We start from the raw sequence: 17047 nt of genomic DNA on the forward strand, positions 1-17047 counted from the left end.
AACTCATTTTAGCGGATCAATCAGGTTATCGTCGATCCGCCTTTTGTAATGGCCATTGGACTTTGGCCTGTAATCCCTGTATCGAGAGGTCAGTGGACAGCGTGGCAATGCGCAGCTACGCTAGAAGGGTGAGACTGCTCGGGCTCGACTTCGGCAATAAACGCGTGGGTCTCGCGGTCAGTGACGCGTCAGGCACATTGGCGCGCCCTCTGCGGACGATCACCCGAACCAGTTCCCTCGACAATCTTATAAGGGTATTGGTGGATGAAATTCGTGATTTACAGACTGATCCGGATGGGCTCGGTGGTGTCGTGATCGGGTTGCCGAGGCATCTTGATGGCAGTGCAAGTGAGCAGACGGCCCGGGTCCGTGCGTTCGCCGATCGGTTACGAAGCGAAATCGATTTACCACTGACCTTTCAAGATGAGCGCCTGAGTAGTCGGGAAGCTGAGGCCCGTCTAGCTTTGCGTGAGCGCGATTGGCGCCTCCGCAAGAAGTCCATTGATGCCGCCGCCGCCGCGGTTATATTGCAGGACCACCTCGACCAAGTGAATTCTTGTGACTGAGGGCATGACTCTTCACCGAATAGCACTCGGCGGTCTAGTGGTTTTAGTGTTGGGAGTCGCTGTTGCCGGAGTGGCTACTATGCGGCTGGTAGCCCGTTGGGAAGCTCCTTATCGTGGATTTCCAACTGCTGAGGTATTCGTCCAGATTATGCCAGGTTCTGGTGCCTTAGCCATTGGCGGCCAGTTGGTTGAGTCTGGTGTGGTCCAAGACGAATGGGCATTCCGATACGCCTTGTGGAAGACGAACTTGGGTCGGGGGCTGAAAGCGGGTGAGTACCGATTTGACCAGCCACTGTCGGTGTCTCAAGTCGTGAGCAAAATCGAACGCGGTGATGTGCATCTCCGACCTCTCATGTTTCCGGAGGGGCTAACCGTTCCGGCGATGGCGTCGATCTTTGGGAGGAGCGACTTTGGAACTGCTGAGGAATTTCTCGCAGCGAGTCAACGTGTCGAATTGATTGCCGCGCTCGACCCAGAGGCTTCTGACCTTGAAGGATACCTGTTTCCCGACACTTACTTGTTGCCGCGCACAATTACGGCCGATCAACTAGTTGAGAGAATGGTCGTCCGTTTCAGGCAGGCGTTCGGTGAGCCACTATTACAACAGCCGGGCGAGGCAGGTCTCAGCATGCGGGAGGTAGTAACGTTGGCGTCTCTAATCGAGCGTGAAACCGCCCTAGCCGAGGAGCGCCCCGTAGTCAGTGCTGTCTACCTGAACCGGCTGAAGATCGGCATTGCGCTCCGATGTGACCCAACCGTGATCTATGCGCTTGAGCGCGCTGGTTTGTACGAAGGCAATCTCACGCGAGAGAATCTCACCTATGATTCCCCCTACAACACGTATCTCTATTCTGGTTTACCTCCTGGACCGATTGCCGCCCCAGGCCTTGCGTCACTTGAAGCGGCCGTGAAGCCGGCAGACGTGGGCTACCTGTATTTCGTTAGTAGGAACGATGGTTCGCATGTCTTTGCGTCTTCACTACGTGAACACAACCGCAACGTCCGTGAATACCAGATTCAATTTTTCCGTGAGCGGTAAACTCAATGTCGTTAGTCTAGTGGAGAGTCCCTGGAGCGTAACCGTCAACGTTCGGCCCATTTAAGTTTTTCGCGAAGCACAGCGAAATAGCTTCGTGATGTCGCTCTGAACAGTTGTAGTGGCTGTTCTGATGACGACACACTTACGATGTCGTCACACGCCAAAGGTACGCCGGACTGACCGTCAAACGAAACGATGATCTGATTATCGTCACAGTTCGAGATCGGCTGAATACGGATGTCTGAGCTAGCCGGGACGATAATTGGACGGTTCGTAAGGGTGTGTGGCGCGATAGGTGTAATCACAAGCGCTTCTACGACTGGATGCACGATCGGTCCACCTGCTGCCAGGTTGTAGGCTGTCGACCCCGTTGGGCTAGCCACGATTAAACCGTCGGCCTTGAACTCAGCGACGAACTGTGAGCCGACCGATACCGACAGGTCGATGATTGGTGACGTAGCGTTCCTCGTGAGTGTCACGTCGTTCAGGGCGACGCGGTCGGCGATGACCTGCTCGTCCCGGCGTACCACGGCCCTTAGCATCCGCCTTTGATCGAGACTCACTGATCCATTGATCGCGTTTTCAAGTGCCGGGAACAACTCCGCAAGTGTGATCTCAGTGAGGAAGCCGAGGCTACCAAAGTTCACACCGAGTAGCGGGACATCCACGCCATGTTGCGCAATACGATCACCCATGGCGAGCAGGGTTCCGTCCCCACCTAGGACGAGAATCATGTCAACTGCAGCTGGCATCTCATCCCGGCTACAGGTAGTTACCTGATTAGTCAGACTAGACAACGTCGCAGTCTCGGTTTCGAAGACACCCGTCAAGCTTCTGGCGTTAAGCCACTCGCTTAACTCGACCAGAGTGCCGGCAGCTTCCTGTAGCCCAGATTTAGCAACGACCCCGACGCGCTTAATTGCCCTTGTGTGATGGTGAACGGCAGTCATGCCGTGTCCTCATGATGGCGCAAGTGAAGGAAGAACTCGCGATTGCCCTCAGTGCCAGTAATCGGTGATTCAATTGTACCCACCACCTTCAATCCTACCCGATCCACCGTAGTGCTGACCCGCTTGACGGCACGTAAGTGCACTACTGGGTTCTTGACGAGACCTCCTTTGCCGATCTCCGAACGGTTAGCTTCGAATTGTGGTTTGACCAGTAGGAGGATGTTGCCACCCGGGCGTAAACGCGGAGGTAGCGCTGGGACAATTAATGTGAGCGAAATAAATGCGACATCGACCGTCACGAGATCGAAGTCTGTGAGACCCGGCGGCCAAGGCACAGCCTCGAGTGACCGAGCGTTGACGCGGTCGAGAACAGTGACCCGTGGGTCCTGACGAAGCGACCAGGCGAGCTGTCCGCGGCCAACGTCGAGGGCTACGACCCGCCGTGCTCCTGCACGGAGGAGAACGTCCGTAAAACCACCGGTTGAGGCGCCAATATCAAGCGCATCACGGTTGCTCGCTGATACGCCTAGCTGGGCGATCGCGTGAGCGAGTTTAATCCCACCCCGGCTGACATACGGATGATCTGGTTTGATTAATGTAATGTCGGCGTCGGTTGAAAGCATTGTGCCGGCTTTGGCCGCGACGCCGTTGTCTAGGCGGACCTGCCCGGCCAGAATCATAGAGCGTGCTCGTGTGCGAGAGGTAGCGAGGCCGCGGTCGACGAGAAGTGTATCCAGACGACGCTTCTGTTGTGCAGCGGTCATGTGACGACCGTTTCAGTTGATGCCATGGCCAGCGTGATGGGCCCGTACATTAGCGGGTTCGAGAAACCACCCAATCGACTATCTGCGTGAGCCGGCTTTCGAGGCCCGTCTCTCGCAATGCATCTCGTGCGCGGTTCGCTGCTTCAGCGGCGTGATTTCGAGATGCCTCCACACCATAGAGCGATGGGTAGGTTGGCTTTCCGGCTGCTGCATCTTTCCCGGCCGTCTTGCCAAGGTCAAGTGCTGCGCCCTCAACGTCAAGGATGTCGTCGACAATCTGGAACGCCAGACCCAAATTCTGTGCGTAAATGCGAATCGCGTTCACCGCCGCATCACTTCCCCCTGCGATAATCGCTCCGGAGACGGCCGCTGCTTTGATGAGTGCTCCTGTTTTCCGCTCGTGCATATCCAGAAGTGCAGCAGCATCAAGTTGCGTGGTTGGACCACTGGCTAGCTGTTTGTTGAGACCGCTAGCCTCAAGGTCAATTGCTTGTCCGCCCACCATGCCAGCGGCACCAGCAGCTTCGGCGACGGCCCCAATGGCTCGAAGGCGCCGTCCCATAGCTTCCGCGTCCTCGCGGCTTCCCGTCTTTGCCATTATGGTAAACGCTTCGGTCAAAAGGCCGTCGCCAGACAGGATGGCCAGACCATCACCAAAAATGACGTGCGCCGTCGGTCGGCCACGACGTAATGTGTCGTTATCCATGGCCGGTAGGTCGTCGTGCACTAGTGAATAGGTATGTATCAACTCGATAGCGCAAGCAAACGGCAATGCCAGTGCCCGAGAGGACCCCATAGCAGAAGTTGAGTCAATCGCATCTGCTGCTGCGAGCGTTAGGACCGGACGAAAGCGCTTGCCACCTGCTGTGACGCTATAGCGCATCGCCTTAGCGATGGTGGATGGACATCCTGGAGCTGAGGGCAGTAAGGTTTCCAGTGCCTCGTCTACATCAGCCTTGCAGGCGGAAAAATATTCGGTGAGGTCTGAAAGTGGAGTCACTGGGCAGGCTCGTCCGCGTCTGAATCAGGAGTATTCAGCGAATCAGTCGCATCGCTTAACTCGCCTTGCTCGTTCAGCACCTCGATTTTTTTTTCGGCTTCCTCAAGCCGTTGATGACAAAACCGAGAGAGTTGAACGCCACGCTCGAATAGCTCAAGAGACTTGTCGAGCGACAGGTCGCCCTCTTCCAATGTGCTTACAATCGTTTCCAGCTCGCTAATGGCCGATTCGAAATCCTTAATCTTGGTCTTGCTACTCATAATTTACCCGTTCATTCTTTTGAAGTTCGTATCTCGGTAGATGTGGATGGTCGTTTCATGGTGATTACCTTACAACCCAATTCACCGCGATGAAGAGTGACATGCACTGCGTCACCCTTTTCAACTAAGCTGGCGTCCGACACGATTCCGGTGCGGTCACCGTTCCAGCAAACAGCGTAGCCCCGACCCAAGACTCCTAGGGGGCTCAAGTTTTCAAGTCGGCCGGCAAGTGCCACAAGAGACTCCCGTCGCTCGGAGAGGTGGCGCGTTATTTCACGAGCAAGTCGCCCCTTTGAGAGGGTGAGCCGCGTGGTAATTGCACCCACGGTCCGCCGGAGGTCACGGCCTTCGAGACGCAAGCGGAGTTCGTGATAGCGCCGTTGAACGCGTCCAACAAATCTGCGCGTTGTACGCGAGAGGCCATACGAGAGATCGACGGCCCGACGACCCGTCAACGCAAGGCGGGTAGGCCACGCTGCCAAGCCTGGTCGCTGCTCAAGGGAGCGAACCCGCGCTTGCTTGGAATGAATTCTCATCGACGCACCGTTGCGTAACCGCTCCTGCATCCGGTCAATTTGCGCGCGAAATTCATCCTTTCTGGTTACTACCAGTTCAGCTGCAGCAGACGGGGTAGGTGCTCTGAGATCAGCAGCAAAATCGGCAATGGTGAAATCGGTTTCGTGGCCTACTGCGGAAATGATAGGAATAGTCGACGCAACAATGGCACGCGCAACCACCTCTTCATTGAAGGCCCACAGATCTTCTATGGACCCTCCGCCCCGGCCGACGATAATGACGTCAACGCCACTAAGTTTGGCAATCTGGTTCAGCGCTTGGGCGATGTCGTTACCCGCACCTTCGCCTTGAACGCGCACCGGGCGGATGACTAGGTGCACGTTAGGGTAGCGCCGACCCAGTATGTGGATGATGTCGCGTAGCGCAGCACCATCCATGGATGTAACGATGCCGATTTTTCGGGGCAATGTCGGCAGCGGTCGTTTACTTGACGGCTCGAATAACCCCTCCAACTCAAGACGACGTTTCAGCTGCTCAAAAGCTAATTGAAGCGCGCCGATACCGTGCGGTTCCATATGCTCGCAGACGATTTGGTATTCGCCCTTGGGTTCGTAGACACTCAGGCGACCCCGCACAATCACGCGCATGCCATCATCAGGTGTAAAACGGAGGTGTCTCACTGCCGACCGAAACATCACTCCCTTTAGCTGTGCCTCAGCGTCCTTTAGCGTGAAATAGACATGCCCAGTACGCCAACGCCTGTAGTTTGACAGCTCGCCATCGATCCAGATCTCGCCGTAGGTGGTTTCGAGTAATTCCCGAACTTCAGAGGTTAGTTCGGTGACCGTGAAAATACGGCGCGTTGTTGGTTTGGCTGTTGAGAGCGGTGCCTTACTCAATTGCGGGTCACTAGTTGCATGGGCGGGATCGTCGAACGGAAGGTCAACAAGATCTGCCATTTCACGCTACCGGTTGTGCAGTGAGAGATTCAACATCCTGGAGGTTCAGGCTAAGTCTCGTAATGTTAATGGCTCGTCCCGTTGTGGAATCTGCTGTCACGACAACTGCATGCAGTCTTGGGTCACCAGAGGCTGTTTCGAACCGATTGGGCAGGCCATTAATAAATCGGGAGATTACGGCGCTCTTTTCCACCCCGATGACTGAGTTGTGGGGTCCGGTCATTCCAACATCCGTAATGCAGGCTGTTCCACCCGGCAGTAGCCTGGCATCGGCAGTTTGTACGTGCGTGTGGGTTCCCACCACAACTGTTACCTTGCTGTCGAGGTACCAGCCCATCGCAATTTTCTCTGAGGTTGCCTCTGCGTGGAAGTCCACTAGAACGACTCGGGCGTGGTCATGTGCTAAACGAATTTGGTCCAGGACCACGCTAAAAGGATTGTCAATTGGCTGCATGAAGATCCGGCCCATAATGTTGATCACGGCCACGGGTTCTCCGGCCGCCGTTGTAACTGTGCAGAGTCCGCCGCCAGGGGTCCCGGCAGGGTAGTTGGCCGGTCGGATCAGCCTGGGTTCAATTTCTATATAGTCGAAGACTTCCTTTTTGTCCCAGATGTGGTTGCCTGAGGTCATTACGTCCACGCCGAGAGCGACCAGCGATTCACCGATTTCCCGTGTGATGCCGAAACCGCCAGCCGCATTCTCCACGTTGGCTATAACTAGGTCGATTTCATGCTGAGCGACGATCGCACGTAGGCCGCGCTTGACGATCTCACGCCCAGGTTTACCCACGATGTCCCCGATAAAGAGCAGCCTCATGAAGAATTGCCTAACCCATTATAGCTTCGGTGCAACCGGGAGACTGTTGTCTGATGTGTCAACTTTATCCAAAAGTAAACAAATACGTTATCAGTCAGGATGAAGGTTGTCGGCATTGGGCGGGCGATGCTGAATTTGGTCGAGAAGCCGAGGTGTTTGATGGAGAAATTGTGAACGCCACAGAATGCCGACTGGGGCCCCGTCAGTTTCGGGAATGGATGGCGCTACTGCGCGATTTCGGATACCCTGTTGGGTTATGGATGAGACACCTGAGGTTCCAGTGACTGAAGAGTCCGTCGTTGAGGCCGTTACCCCCGAACCACGGAAGATGCCAGAAATTCAGAGCCGTTTTCTCTATGTCGATGTATCAGCTAAACGCGCCAAGCAGCTTCGTCGTGGTGCGCTTCCGCGTTTAGCGCACCTTCGGCCGGATCCCGAAACGGGTGCGCGGGTTGATACAGACGTCAGGTTGGAGCGGGTGGCGATGCAGGAAGTCAAGGAGGGGAGAATCGTTTTCGAACTGCCTGACCAGGCCGTTGAAGAAAAGGCCACGAAGTGAATTCTCCCGAGGTTATGGATCTGGTTATTGGGGCCCTGCAGGGTCTTGGCGCCACGACTGGGTTCTTACTTGCACTCTTCATTGGGTTTTGCGTTGTGCTAGGTTTTCCAAAATTGCGGCAGGGTAGTCGGAAGACCTTGGTTATCAGGAACCTCGCTGACTTGGATGGCACCTTCAAGTATCTTCCACCAGATGCCCCGCGTGGTCCCGCCGACCAGTTAAAAACCCCTGAACTTTTGGAGCAAGCGGACCGTAAGGACTGAGGCTCCGCTCGGTTACGTCATCAGGGTTTTCTCTTATCAACCGTTGTCTTCTCAGATGCTCGGTGTTTCTTTCCACCATCCGTTGTTTCGTTCATAGGCTCTGGCGATTTTGAGGAGCCCACCTTCATCGAATGCTCGGCCCACGAGTTGAACGCCGACTGGTAACCGTTCTTGCGTAAAGCCAGCTGGAACGCTGATTGCTGGAAGCCCCGCGAGATTGGCACTTACCGTGAATATGTCGAGCAGGTACATTTGTAACGGATCCTTGATTTTCTCCCCAAGCGTGAACGCTGGGACTGGACTCGTTGGCATGATTACAGCGTCAACACTATCGAACGCTTGCTCGTAATCGCGAAGGATCAGAGTCCGCACCTGTTGAGCTTTTAGGTAGTAAGCATCGTAATAACCGGCACTGAGTGCGTAGGTGCCGAGCATGATCCGACGTTTCACTTCTTCGCCAAATCCTTCGCTACGCGTTTGATCGTACATTGCCCGCAGAGTCGTAGATGTTGGGTCAAGCTCAGCACGGTGGGTATAGCGGACACCATCGTAACGGGCAAGATTTGAGCTGGCCTCGGCTGTGGCGAGAAGGTAATAGACCGGAATCGCATACTGCGCGTGAGGAAGCGTGATGTCTGAGACCGTCGCTCCGGTTGATTGGAACACCTCCACCGCGGCGCTGAAGGCCTGGCTGACTTCGGGGTCGATGCCGGAGTCGAGCAGTGCGGATGGTACACCCAGTCGTACGCCTCGCAAATCTGCATCGAGGTTCTCAGTGTAGTGAGGGACCTGTTGAGGCGCCGTCGTCGCATCGCGGGGGTCGGGACCGGCGATTACCTCAAGTAAAAGTGCTGCGTCACGCACGGTGAGTGTGAGAGGGCCAACCTGGTCTAGAGATGAGGCGAAAGCGAGTAGCCCGTACCGCGAGACCCGCCCGTAGGTCGGCTTGAGCCCGACCACGCCGCAAAGTGCCGCTGGTTGCCGGATTGACCCACCAGTATCCGACCCGAGGGCACCAGGTACTAACCGAGCTGAGACGGCGGCGGCCGACCCGCCACTTGACCCACCTGGGCTCCGGGTAAGGTTCCACGGGTTCTTCACAGGACCAAAAGCTGAATTCTCATTAGAGGAACCCATGCCGAATTCGTCGCAGTTCGTTTTACCGAGCACGATTGCCCCGGCCGCTTCAAGCCGAGAGACTGCCGTCGCATCGTAGGGCGGGACGAAATTTTCGAGAATGCGTGAGGAAGCGGTCGTTGGCACACCACGTGTGCAGAGGTTGTCCTTTATAGCGATGGGTACGCCGAGAAGCGGGCGTGGGTCACCCGCTGTTCTTGACCGGTCAACGGCTGCAGCACGTTCGAGTGCCTGCTCATGCGTTACGTTATTGAACGCGTTCAGCGAACCGTCTACCGCGGCGATCCGCTCAAGATATTCTGAACAGATATTCGTTGACGTTATCTCACCCGCGGCGATCGCATCACGTATCTCGACCAAGGTTTGAGCCGTTGCTGTCATTCGATGACCTTCGGAACCTTAAAGAAGCCTTCGTCGGACGTGCCGTCAGGTGCATTGGCGAGGGCTTCATCTCGAGACAGGGACTCTTGGACTTCGTCATTACGGAATGCTTCATGTCGAGAGAGCACGTGCGTGGTAGGCGACGCGTTTGTCGTATCGATCGCCTGCAGGGTCTCAGCGTAGGTCAATATGTCCGCCAATTGTCGGGCAAATGTTTCTTTCTCCGCTTCGGATAGTTCCAAATGGGCGAGGCTCGCGATTCTTTCGACGTCGCTCTTGGTTAGACGTGAGGACATGGAGTTCACTCCACCTACAATATGAACAGTTGTCGGAGAAACTGTAGGCCGATTAAGAGGGCCATCGGAGACAGGTCTAGGCCGCCCATAGATGGAAGCACGCGGCGGATTGGCCTGAGCACGGGTTCGGTCAGCGCGCTTACCAGTTGAACCACTGGGTGATTTGGTGGCAGTTTCGTCCACGACACGATGACCGCGCCCACGATAACCAACGAGTACAGATCCAAGATAGTTCCCAGTATCAAGACTTCTTCTCCTTACTGTCGGTGGCGTCGATAAATTGACGCAGGGTGTTCAAGTTCTTCAAGTCAGCCGGGTCCACTTCTGTGGGTTTACCGGGCTGTCGTTGTTCTTTTGGTGTTTCCAGTACCATCGGCAGGTGAGCCAGTTGTGGATCTTTCAGTAGTCTCCCGAATGCCTCTAGCCCGACCCAGCCCTCGCCGATGTGTTCGTGGCGGTCCCGACGGCTACCGCAAGGATGTTTTGAGTCGTTCAGGTGAAGCAACTGCAACCTATCCAGTCCGACGTACGTTTCGAAGTCTTCGAAGGTTCGTGAGTAGCCGTCTGCCGTGGCAATGTTGTAGCCGGCTGCAAGAAGATGACAGGTGTCGAGACAGACGCCGAGACGTTTCTTGGCGGACGTTCCGTTGATGATTGTCGCTAGGTGTTCGAATCGGTGCCCAAGGTTCGTACCCTGCCCAGCGGTGTGTTCCAAAAGGAGCAGCGTTCCTTTTTCCCGATCTGCAAAGACTTCGTCGATGGCCTCGGCGACGAGATGGAGACCGCTTTCTTCCGTGCCGGTTGTGTATGAGCCAGGATGCAGTACAACTCCCAATAGGCCGAGTGCATCTCCACGATCTAATTCGTCTGTGAGAGCGTTGATTGAGCGTTGTCGTAGCGCAGGGTTAGGAGCCGCAAGGTTGATGAGATAACTCGCATGCGCGACGATTGGGGTAATGTCGAGGTCGTGAGCGGTCGCTCGAAACGCGGTAACCTCGTCTGCAGGCAGTGGCCGCGCACGCCATTGACTTGCGGACTTGGTAAAGATCTGCAAAGTGTTGCAGTTAGCAGCCTGTGCCCGCTCTACGGCACGAGGCAGGCCACCTGCGATCGACATATGGGCACCGAGACGGGGCATGGTCGTTCGAGGAAGCTAATATACCATCAAGAATGAGGGCCATACGTATGATCAACAGTGTCACCCAGTATGGTGGCGACCACGGAGGTGCCGCCTGACCGTTCCGCCCAAGAATCCGGAGCTAATGTCCGTGTATTTGGTGCCTACCAGTAACGGACGATACGCGCTTTACTACGAAGCGAATGAGGTCGAGGCAGAGCAGGAGGATGAGCGGCCTCGCGGCTTTCTGCGTCGATGGTTCGAAGAGTTGCGTGCTCACGTTAAGGAGGCGGAACTTGAGATTGCTAGCGGCCGGGCACAGCCCGGCCCCTCATCGGCGTCGTGGTTATACAGAGGCGCTAGGTGGCTTCGCCGACGTTTGTTTCGCTGGATGGCCGTTTTTGTCGCAGAGCAGCGATTATTGTGGCAGCTTCGTCAGCGAGCGACGTCACGATTATTACACCCTGATGACCTCGGGTCTGATAGGGCCCACGACGTAATGCGGCGGCTCCTAAAACGCGACGGCGATCGTCATCTGTTCTGGCTGGTTTTGGATGCCATCGGATGGGCGGTAACGGGCCCGCTTCTTTTTTTTATTCCTGGGCCTAACCTGGTTGCCTATTACTTTGCTGTCCGCTGCTTCGGTCACTATTTCTCACTTCGTGGCGCGCGGCGAGGGCGCTCCAAAGTGCGATGGCAGGGCGTTGCATCGGCACCGCTTACCCGCCTGCGCAACATCTTGGACCTCGATCCCATGAGTCGTAACCAGCGCATACACGAGGTATCACTGGCACTTGGTCTTGAAGGGCTTCCGTGGTTTATTGAACGGAGGGTCCTGCGCTCTACCCGATAAGCGACAAGAGCACGCGTGCTATACTGCCGGCGTCTCGGCTCAGTCTCTTCACGTTTTGTATTCATGTCCACGCCAGTTGATAAGCCATCCATTCCTTGGATGGTGATGCGCGTGTTGTGCCTCGTAAGTCTCTGCTGTGCTTCACCGCTTTCCGCTCAGAATGGCGACCCTTCTGATGATGCGGGCGTCCGTGTTTTCACCGGCTACCGCTTTCATTTGAACGCCGTTGCTCTTCTTGACGATGATGAACGATTCAATTGGGATGCTGACTACGGTGGGGATATCGATGTAGTTGATTTTGGGGTTGGACGATTCATTTTCCTCGCGAACTTCGAAGCGATTCTTGGAGAACAGTTTCGGCGCTTCGACGTAAACCAAGGAAACTACATTCTCGACGGCACGATCACCTATCGTCTTGGGTCAACCGAGATTGGTGGTACGTTCCACCACATTTCACGTCATCTTAGCGATCGACGTAAGCGTTTTCCGATCGATTGGAACATGGTGGGCATGCAGGTGTGGCACCGCGTCGATATTGACAAAGTACATCTTGATCTAGGAGCCCGCGCGTATGGAACAACTAAACGTTCGTTTGTTGACTATACAGGTGAATTTGGTGGCCATGCGCGCCTCCGATATCGGCTCAAGGAGCGTCTCTCTCTGATCGCTTCTGCGGATGCTGTACACATGCGCACCGACACAAGTGTCGCTGGTCGTAGTGGGATTAGCGGAGGGTCGATTGAGGGAGGTTTACGTTTTGACCGCGATGCTGTCGCACTCGAACTATTTGTTGCCCTTGAGAAGCGCGTCGATGCTGCCCCGCTCGATCGACTGCCCCGAACGTGGGGCATGGCCGGCTTTCGCCTTCTTAGTCGGGACTAAGTTCTTGCACCTGCGAACGGAATCCAGGGTATGACTGTGCGATAATCGAACCAATAGTGATGAAGAGACGGTTGTCTACATGCGTCGCTGTTGTTGCGATCATCGGTGTCGGTGTCTTGACGGCGGCCACGCGCCCACCAAAGTTGCAGTATGAGATAACGACTTTGCCCAACGGGTTGACTGTCGTGCTTTCTGAGGACCATTCGACTCCGATTGTTCACGTGGAACTTTGGTATCACGTCGGCTCAAAGAACGAACAGCCTGGGCTAACCGGTTTTGCCCACCTATTTGAACACCTTATGTTTAACGGTTCGAAGAATGTCGAAGCTGAGCAGCACACGTCGATGGTCTCTAGTGTTGGCGGACGGAGCAACGCCTACACCACCGAAGACGCTACGGTTTTTTGGGAAACGGTACCTGCACACTACCTGCCGCTTGTGTTGTGGATGGAGGCCGACCGAATGGCGAGCCTCAAAGTGGATGAAGAAGCATTGGTCTCCGAACGTCAAATCGTTAAAGAAGAACGACGGATGCGTGTGGATAACCAACCGTTTGGCCGGTTATCGGAAATTATTTACGACCAGGCTTATTCCGTGCATCCGTATAAACATTCAACCATTGGAAGCATGGCGGATCTCGAGGCGGCATCGATAGGGGATGTGCGAAGCTTTTATGAGACTTACTACGTGCCGAGTAATGCCACCCTTGTAGTTGTGGGTGATTTCCAATCTTCGGCAGCGCTTGATCTAGTGACGCAGTATTTTGGGCGGGTGCCAGCTGCTAAACAAGCCGTTCCGCGTGACATCCCCCAGGAGCCGCCGTGGGAGCACGAGCGCCGAGTGGTACTTGAGGAATCGTGGCCGCTAGCTGCCGTTGTGGTGGTGCATAAGATTCCGTTCGATGGCCATCCTGATTCCTATCCGCTTCACTTCGCGTCGAAGATTCTCTCGGATGGCCAGAGTTCGCGGATCTATCGGAGGCTTGTCTATGATGACCAACTCGCCTTGGCGGCGTTCGGCCAGGGTGAAATTGTCGAGGACCCGAGCCTATTTTATGCCGTTGCGTTGGTTCAACCCGATCGTCCTTCGGCCGCAGCGGAGCGGGCGCTTCGGGAGGAGCTTGACTTACTCAAAACGGAGTTGGTTTCACCGCGAGAGTTAGAACGTGTTAAGAACCAGTTCGCTCGTGACTACATTCTCGGACGGACGTCGAATCAGCAAAAGGCGATGCATCTTGCGCATGCCGCGGTCATTCATGACGATATCACCACGGCTGATGGCGAATTCGACATCTTTATGAACATTACAGCTGAGGACGTGCAACGCGTTGCACAGACCTATTTTACTGACGACAATCGCCTGATCCTCACGATCATGCCTCGGGAGGTCTTCCCTGGGGGCGTCCATTGATAACGGTGAGTCGGGGCGCACGAGCGGTAAACAGGCTTGCTACGGGCGCCGCGTGTCTCTTGCTTCCGGTCACGGTCATTGCACAGACTCCCACCGAGTGGCCGGTGGAATCCCCTCCGGCGCCGTTGGCGCAGACAGAAGTCCAGTTTCCCCCGTATGAGGTGCGCACGCTCGACAATGGCATGCGCGTTGTGGTCGTACTGCATCACGAACAACCTGTTGTGAGCGTCCGGCTTCTCGTGGGCGCCGGTACGGCGCATGAGCCGGCTGGTAAGTCGGGTTTAGCGAGTCTCCTCGGAGCGTTGCTCGACCAGGGTACAACCAGTCGAACGGCGCAGGATATTGCCGAAACCATCGATACAATCGGTGGGTCAATAGGTGTGGGTGCAGGTAGCGACCTCACTTTCGTGAACGCAGTTGTCATGAACGACAGCTTCGATTTGGTGATGGAAATCGTGAGTGACCTTATCCGGCACCCGGCATTCGCTGTTGAGGAAATTGAGCGACAACGGCGACAAATTGTATCCGGGCTGCAGGTGGGTTTAGAGGATCCCGACTATCTGGCCAGTATTGTGTTCGATCGTCTTGTTTACGGATTCCATCCGTACGGTCGACCACAGTCGGGAACGCTCGAGTCACTTCCGACGATTACCTCGGACGATCTCCATGCGTTTCACGAGACTTACTTCGCGCCGAACAACAGCATTCTGGCAATCGTCGGCGACCTCACCGCAGATACCGCTTTCAATACGACTGAGCGCATCTTCGGGGACTGGCCCCTGAGGCCAATCGAGCCTCTTCGGCTGAGCGAGCCGCCGCCAGCGACGCGGCGGCTCATCGTGGTGGATAAACCTGGAGCGGTACAGACTGAGATTCGCCTGGGTCACGTAGGAGTAGCACGGAAGCATCCTGATTACTTGCCTCTTGAGATGGCGATTCGGGTGCTCGGTGGGGAGGGAAGTAACCGACTGCACCGCGTGCTGCGGAGTGACCGTGGACTGACTTATGGCGCAGAAGCGTCCATGCATACCCTGCAGTTTATCGGTGATGTCGAGGCTCAGACCGCTACGCGAACTGAGACGACGGTTGAGGCGCTCGGCTTAATGATCGAGGAGTTCCGGCGGTTGCGGCAGGAGCGGATCGGTGTGCGTGAACTGTCTGGGGTTCAGGCTTACATGTCTGGCAGTTTCCCGTTGGAACTCGAAACACCCGACGCCATCGCATTGCGAGTTTTAAATGTAGTGTTTTATGGTTTAGACCTTGGTGAATTGGCGACCTACCGGGAACGCGTCGGGGCTGTAACGGTGAATGACATCCAACGCGTGTCTCGAAAATTTCTGACGCCGGATCGGCTGTCCATCGTGCTTGTCGGCGATGCGTCTGAGTTCATTGATGACCTAGCCATCGCCGGATTTACAGACATCGAGCGGGTACCGGTGACCGACCTTGACCTGTCATCGACCGGGTTGACCCGCAGTGGTTCGAGTTTATCAAGATAAGTCGACGCTCATCCTTGCGGCTTATCGCGCCTACTTTAGTGTCCGTATGATGCCAAGCGGTGTCCCACGGTGACCCTCTCATGACCAAGATGCTGATTTCGTGTGGTGAAGTGTCAGGCGATATCTATGCCGGTGCGCTGACGTCAGAGCTCGTCAAGCTCGATTCCCGAGTGCAGGTCTTTGGTCTTGGTGGCGATCAGATGGCAGCAGCTGGCGCCCGTCTTATTGGTCACTATCGTGGCCTAAGCGTAACGGGCTTGAGCGAGGCTCTGGCTGTCCTCCCGCGATCACTAGTGATGTATCGACGGCTGGTCGACACCATGAAGAAGAACCGACCGGATGTTCTAGTGACGGTCGATTTCCCGGACTTTAATTTCAGGTTGGCGGCGGCCGCTCGTCGGCTTGGGATACCGGTCGTTTACTATGTGAGTCCCCAGGTTTGGGCTTGGCGTCGTGGACGGCTACGGACGCTCAAGCAACTTGTGGATCGCATGCTTGTCATTTTTCCATTCGAGGAAGAGGTCTATCGAAATGCTGGTATTCCCGTCGAGTTCGTTGGCCACCCACTCGTCGACTTGGCGGAATCAAGAACAGCGAGAACAACGTTACTTCTCGAGTTGGGTCTTGCACCAAGGGCACCAACCGTTACTTTACTTCCCGGTAGTCGGCCTAATGAGGTGAGGCGCCTGTTACCAATCTTGTTCGAGGCGGCCAGAATAACTGCGACACGCGTACCGGAAGTGCAGTTTATTCTTGCTCGAGCACCCAATCTCGAAGACTCGTTGTTCAGTTCGTTGATGGGTCGGCGTGAACCCTGGTGTCCTGCGGTCATTGAAGCACGGACTGACGATGCCCTGTCGGCCGCTGACGTAGTTGCAACCGCTTCAGGCACCGCTACGGTTCAGGCGGCGATTCACGGTCGGCCGATGGTCATTGTTTACCGCGTATCGCCACTGACTTATGCAATCGGTCGACGATTCGTACAGGTGGATAATTACGGCATGGTAAATCTGATTGCTGGCGGACCGATTGTGCCCGAGTTGATTCAGGAGCGCTGCACAGCCAGCGCGGTCGCTGAAGAAATTGTTGGCTACCTCACCGATCACGATCGGATGAATCAAACGAAGGCATCGCTGCAAATTGTGCGGGAGCGCCTTGGTGGTTCGGGTGCGAGCCACCGTGCTGCACAAGCGGTGTTAAAGGTAGCGTCGGGGTCGAGATGATAGTAATGGTGGGAAGGAGGACGAGGCCAGCGTGAAGAACTCATTTGAAACGTTCGCTGACTTGACCATAAGTGGCCAGTCCAGTCGTTATTGCAGTCTAGCCAAGCTCGAGCAAGCGGGATTTCCCTCTGTGTCCCATCTGCCATATTCACTCAAGATTCTCTTGGAGAATCTTTTGCGGCACGAGGACGGTAGAGCGGTGACTGGAGACGATATTGCTGCCCTCGCACAATGGGACCCAGCCGGTGGAGTAGTAGAGGACATTGCGTTCAGTCCGGCACGGGTGCTACTGCAGGACTTCACGGGGGTACCGGCAGTCGTCGATCTTGCCGCGATCCGTGACGGAGTAGCCAAGCTTGGCGGTGACCCAAGATGTGTTAATCCACTACAGCCGGTTGAGCTTGTGATCGATCACTCCGTCCAAGTCGACTATTTTGGACGACCCGATGCATTGTTATTGAATGCTGAGCTTGAATATCAGCGCAACCGTGAGCGATATGCATTCCTCCGATGGGGACAGAACGCGTTCGGAAACTTCCAAGTCGTGCCGCCAGAAA

At 55.5% G+C, this 17047-nt stretch carries 20 protein-coding genes; 11 read left to right on the top strand and 9 right to left on the bottom strand.

What is annotated here, in order from left to right; translation table 11 throughout:
* Positions 1-107 precede the first annotated feature (107 nt).
* Positions 108-566, top strand: coding sequence for a Holliday junction resolvase RuvX (gene ruvX, locus QGH09_10895; protein HJO18686.1), 459 nt, complete (start codon positions 108-110; stop codon positions 564-566).
* Positions 567-570: 4 nt separating this feature from the next.
* Positions 571-1605 carry an endolytic transglycosylase MltG gene (gene mltG, locus QGH09_10900; protein ID HJO18687.1) on the top strand — a complete coding sequence of 345 codons (1035 nt, stop codon included), beginning with the start codon at positions 571-573 and terminating at the stop codon, positions 1603-1605.
* A 44-nt stretch (positions 1606-1649) separates the two neighbouring features.
* Here the strand turns inward: mltG and QGH09_10905 are convergent, their stop codons facing one another.
* The 6 genes from QGH09_10905 to QGH09_10930 are packed head-to-tail and all read right to left on the bottom strand — an operon-like array spanning position 1650 to position 6871.
* Positions 1650-2555, bottom strand: a complete 906-nt coding sequence (locus QGH09_10905) for an NAD(+)/NADH kinase (protein HJO18688.1) — start codon at positions 2553-2555, stop codon at positions 1650-1652.
* Positions 2552-3319, bottom strand: coding sequence for a TlyA family RNA methyltransferase (locus tag QGH09_10910; protein HJO18689.1), 768 nt, complete (start codon positions 3317-3319; stop codon positions 2552-2554). Before QGH09_10910 ends, QGH09_10905 begins: the two co-directional genes overlap by 4 nt.
* 49 nt (positions 3320-3368) lie before the next feature.
* Complete coding sequence (locus tag QGH09_10915; protein HJO18690.1) at positions 3369-4319, bottom strand: farnesyl diphosphate synthase; 951 nt, start codon at positions 4317-4319, stop codon at positions 3369-3371.
* Complete coding sequence (gene xseB / locus QGH09_10920) at positions 4316-4579, bottom strand: exodeoxyribonuclease VII small subunit (GenBank protein HJO18691.1); 264 nt, start codon at positions 4577-4579, stop codon at positions 4316-4318. The genes QGH09_10915 and xseB overlap by 4 nt, the downstream gene beginning before the upstream one ends.
* An 11-nt stretch (positions 4580-4590) precedes the next feature.
* Positions 4591-6054, bottom strand: coding sequence for an exodeoxyribonuclease VII large subunit (xseA, locus tag QGH09_10925; protein HJO18692.1), 1464 nt, complete (start codon positions 6052-6054; stop codon positions 4591-4593).
* Position 6055: 1 nt separating this feature from the next.
* Positions 6056-6871, bottom strand: coding sequence for a TIGR00282 family metallophosphoesterase (locus QGH09_10930; GenBank protein HJO18693.1), 816 nt, complete (start codon positions 6869-6871; stop codon positions 6056-6058).
* Positions 6872-6924: 53 nt separating this feature from the next.
* Between QGH09_10930 and QGH09_10935 the strand changes: the two genes are divergently transcribed.
* From QGH09_10935 to QGH09_10945, 3 genes are read left to right on the top strand one after another with little or no spacing between them, the layout of a single operon-like run.
* A complete protein-coding gene (locus tag QGH09_10935; GenBank protein ID HJO18694.1) occupies positions 6925-7155 on the top strand; it encodes a hypothetical protein in 231 nt (76 codons plus the stop codon).
* A complete protein-coding gene (locus QGH09_10940) occupies positions 7152-7430 on the top strand; it encodes a DNA-directed RNA polymerase subunit omega (GenBank protein HJO18695.1) in 279 nt (92 codons plus the stop codon). The genes QGH09_10935 and QGH09_10940 overlap by 4 nt, the downstream gene beginning before the upstream one ends.
* A 14-nt stretch (positions 7431-7444) precedes the next feature.
* On the top strand, positions 7445-7693 hold the full coding sequence (locus tag QGH09_10945; protein HJO18696.1) for a hypothetical protein: 249 nt from the start codon (positions 7445-7447) through the stop codon (positions 7691-7693).
* Positions 7694-7744: 51 nt separating this feature from the next.
* On the opposite strand, the gene gatA is transcribed toward QGH09_10945, so the two are convergent.
* From gatA to QGH09_10960, 3 genes are all read right to left on the bottom strand, one after another.
* Positions 7745-9211: an Asp-tRNA(Asn)/Glu-tRNA(Gln) amidotransferase subunit GatA gene (gene gatA, locus QGH09_10950; protein HJO18697.1), complete on the bottom strand. Its 1467-nt coding sequence runs from the start codon at positions 9209-9211 to the stop codon at positions 7745-7747.
* A complete protein-coding gene (gene gatC, locus QGH09_10955; protein ID HJO18698.1) occupies positions 9208-9507 on the bottom strand; it encodes an Asp-tRNA(Asn)/Glu-tRNA(Gln) amidotransferase subunit GatC in 300 nt (99 codons plus the stop codon). Before gatC ends, gatA begins: the two co-directional genes overlap by 4 nt.
* A gap of 241 nt (positions 9508-9748) precedes the next feature.
* Positions 9749-10645 carry a deoxyribonuclease IV gene (locus QGH09_10960; GenBank protein HJO18699.1) on the bottom strand — a complete coding sequence of 299 codons (897 nt, stop codon included), beginning with the start codon at positions 10643-10645 and terminating at the stop codon, positions 9749-9751.
* 124 nt (positions 10646-10769) lie between these two features.
* On the opposite strand from QGH09_10960, the gene QGH09_10965 reads away from it, so the two are divergent.
* The 6 genes from QGH09_10965 to QGH09_10990 all read left to right on the top strand — a co-directional run.
* On the top strand, positions 10770-11477 hold the full coding sequence (locus QGH09_10965) for a hypothetical protein (protein HJO18700.1): 708 nt from the start codon (positions 10770-10772) through the stop codon (positions 11475-11477).
* Between the two features lie 63 nt (positions 11478-11540).
* Positions 11541-12359: a hypothetical protein gene (locus tag QGH09_10970; GenBank protein HJO18701.1), complete on the top strand. Its 819-nt coding sequence runs from the start codon at positions 11541-11543 to the stop codon at positions 12357-12359.
* A 59-nt stretch (positions 12360-12418) separates the two neighbouring features.
* A complete protein-coding gene (locus tag QGH09_10975) occupies positions 12419-13768 on the top strand; it encodes a pitrilysin family protein (protein HJO18702.1) in 1350 nt (449 codons plus the stop codon).
* 5 nt (positions 13769-13773) lie between these two features.
* Positions 13774-15267, top strand: a complete 1494-nt coding sequence (locus tag QGH09_10980) for a pitrilysin family protein (protein ID HJO18703.1) — start codon at positions 13774-13776, stop codon at positions 15265-15267.
* A gap of 80 nt (positions 15268-15347) precedes the next feature.
* Complete coding sequence (gene lpxB / locus QGH09_10985) at positions 15348-16490, top strand: lipid-A-disaccharide synthase (protein HJO18704.1); 1143 nt, start codon at positions 15348-15350, stop codon at positions 16488-16490.
* Between the two features lie 31 nt (positions 16491-16521).
* A partial coding sequence (locus QGH09_10990; GenBank protein ID HJO18705.1) for an aconitase family protein occupies positions 16522-17047 on the top strand: 526 nt, incomplete at its 3' end.

Source organism: Vicinamibacterales bacterium (assembly GCA_036012125.1).
Classification (GTDB): Bacteria; Acidobacteriota; Vicinamibacteria; order Vicinamibacterales; family UBA823; genus UBA11600.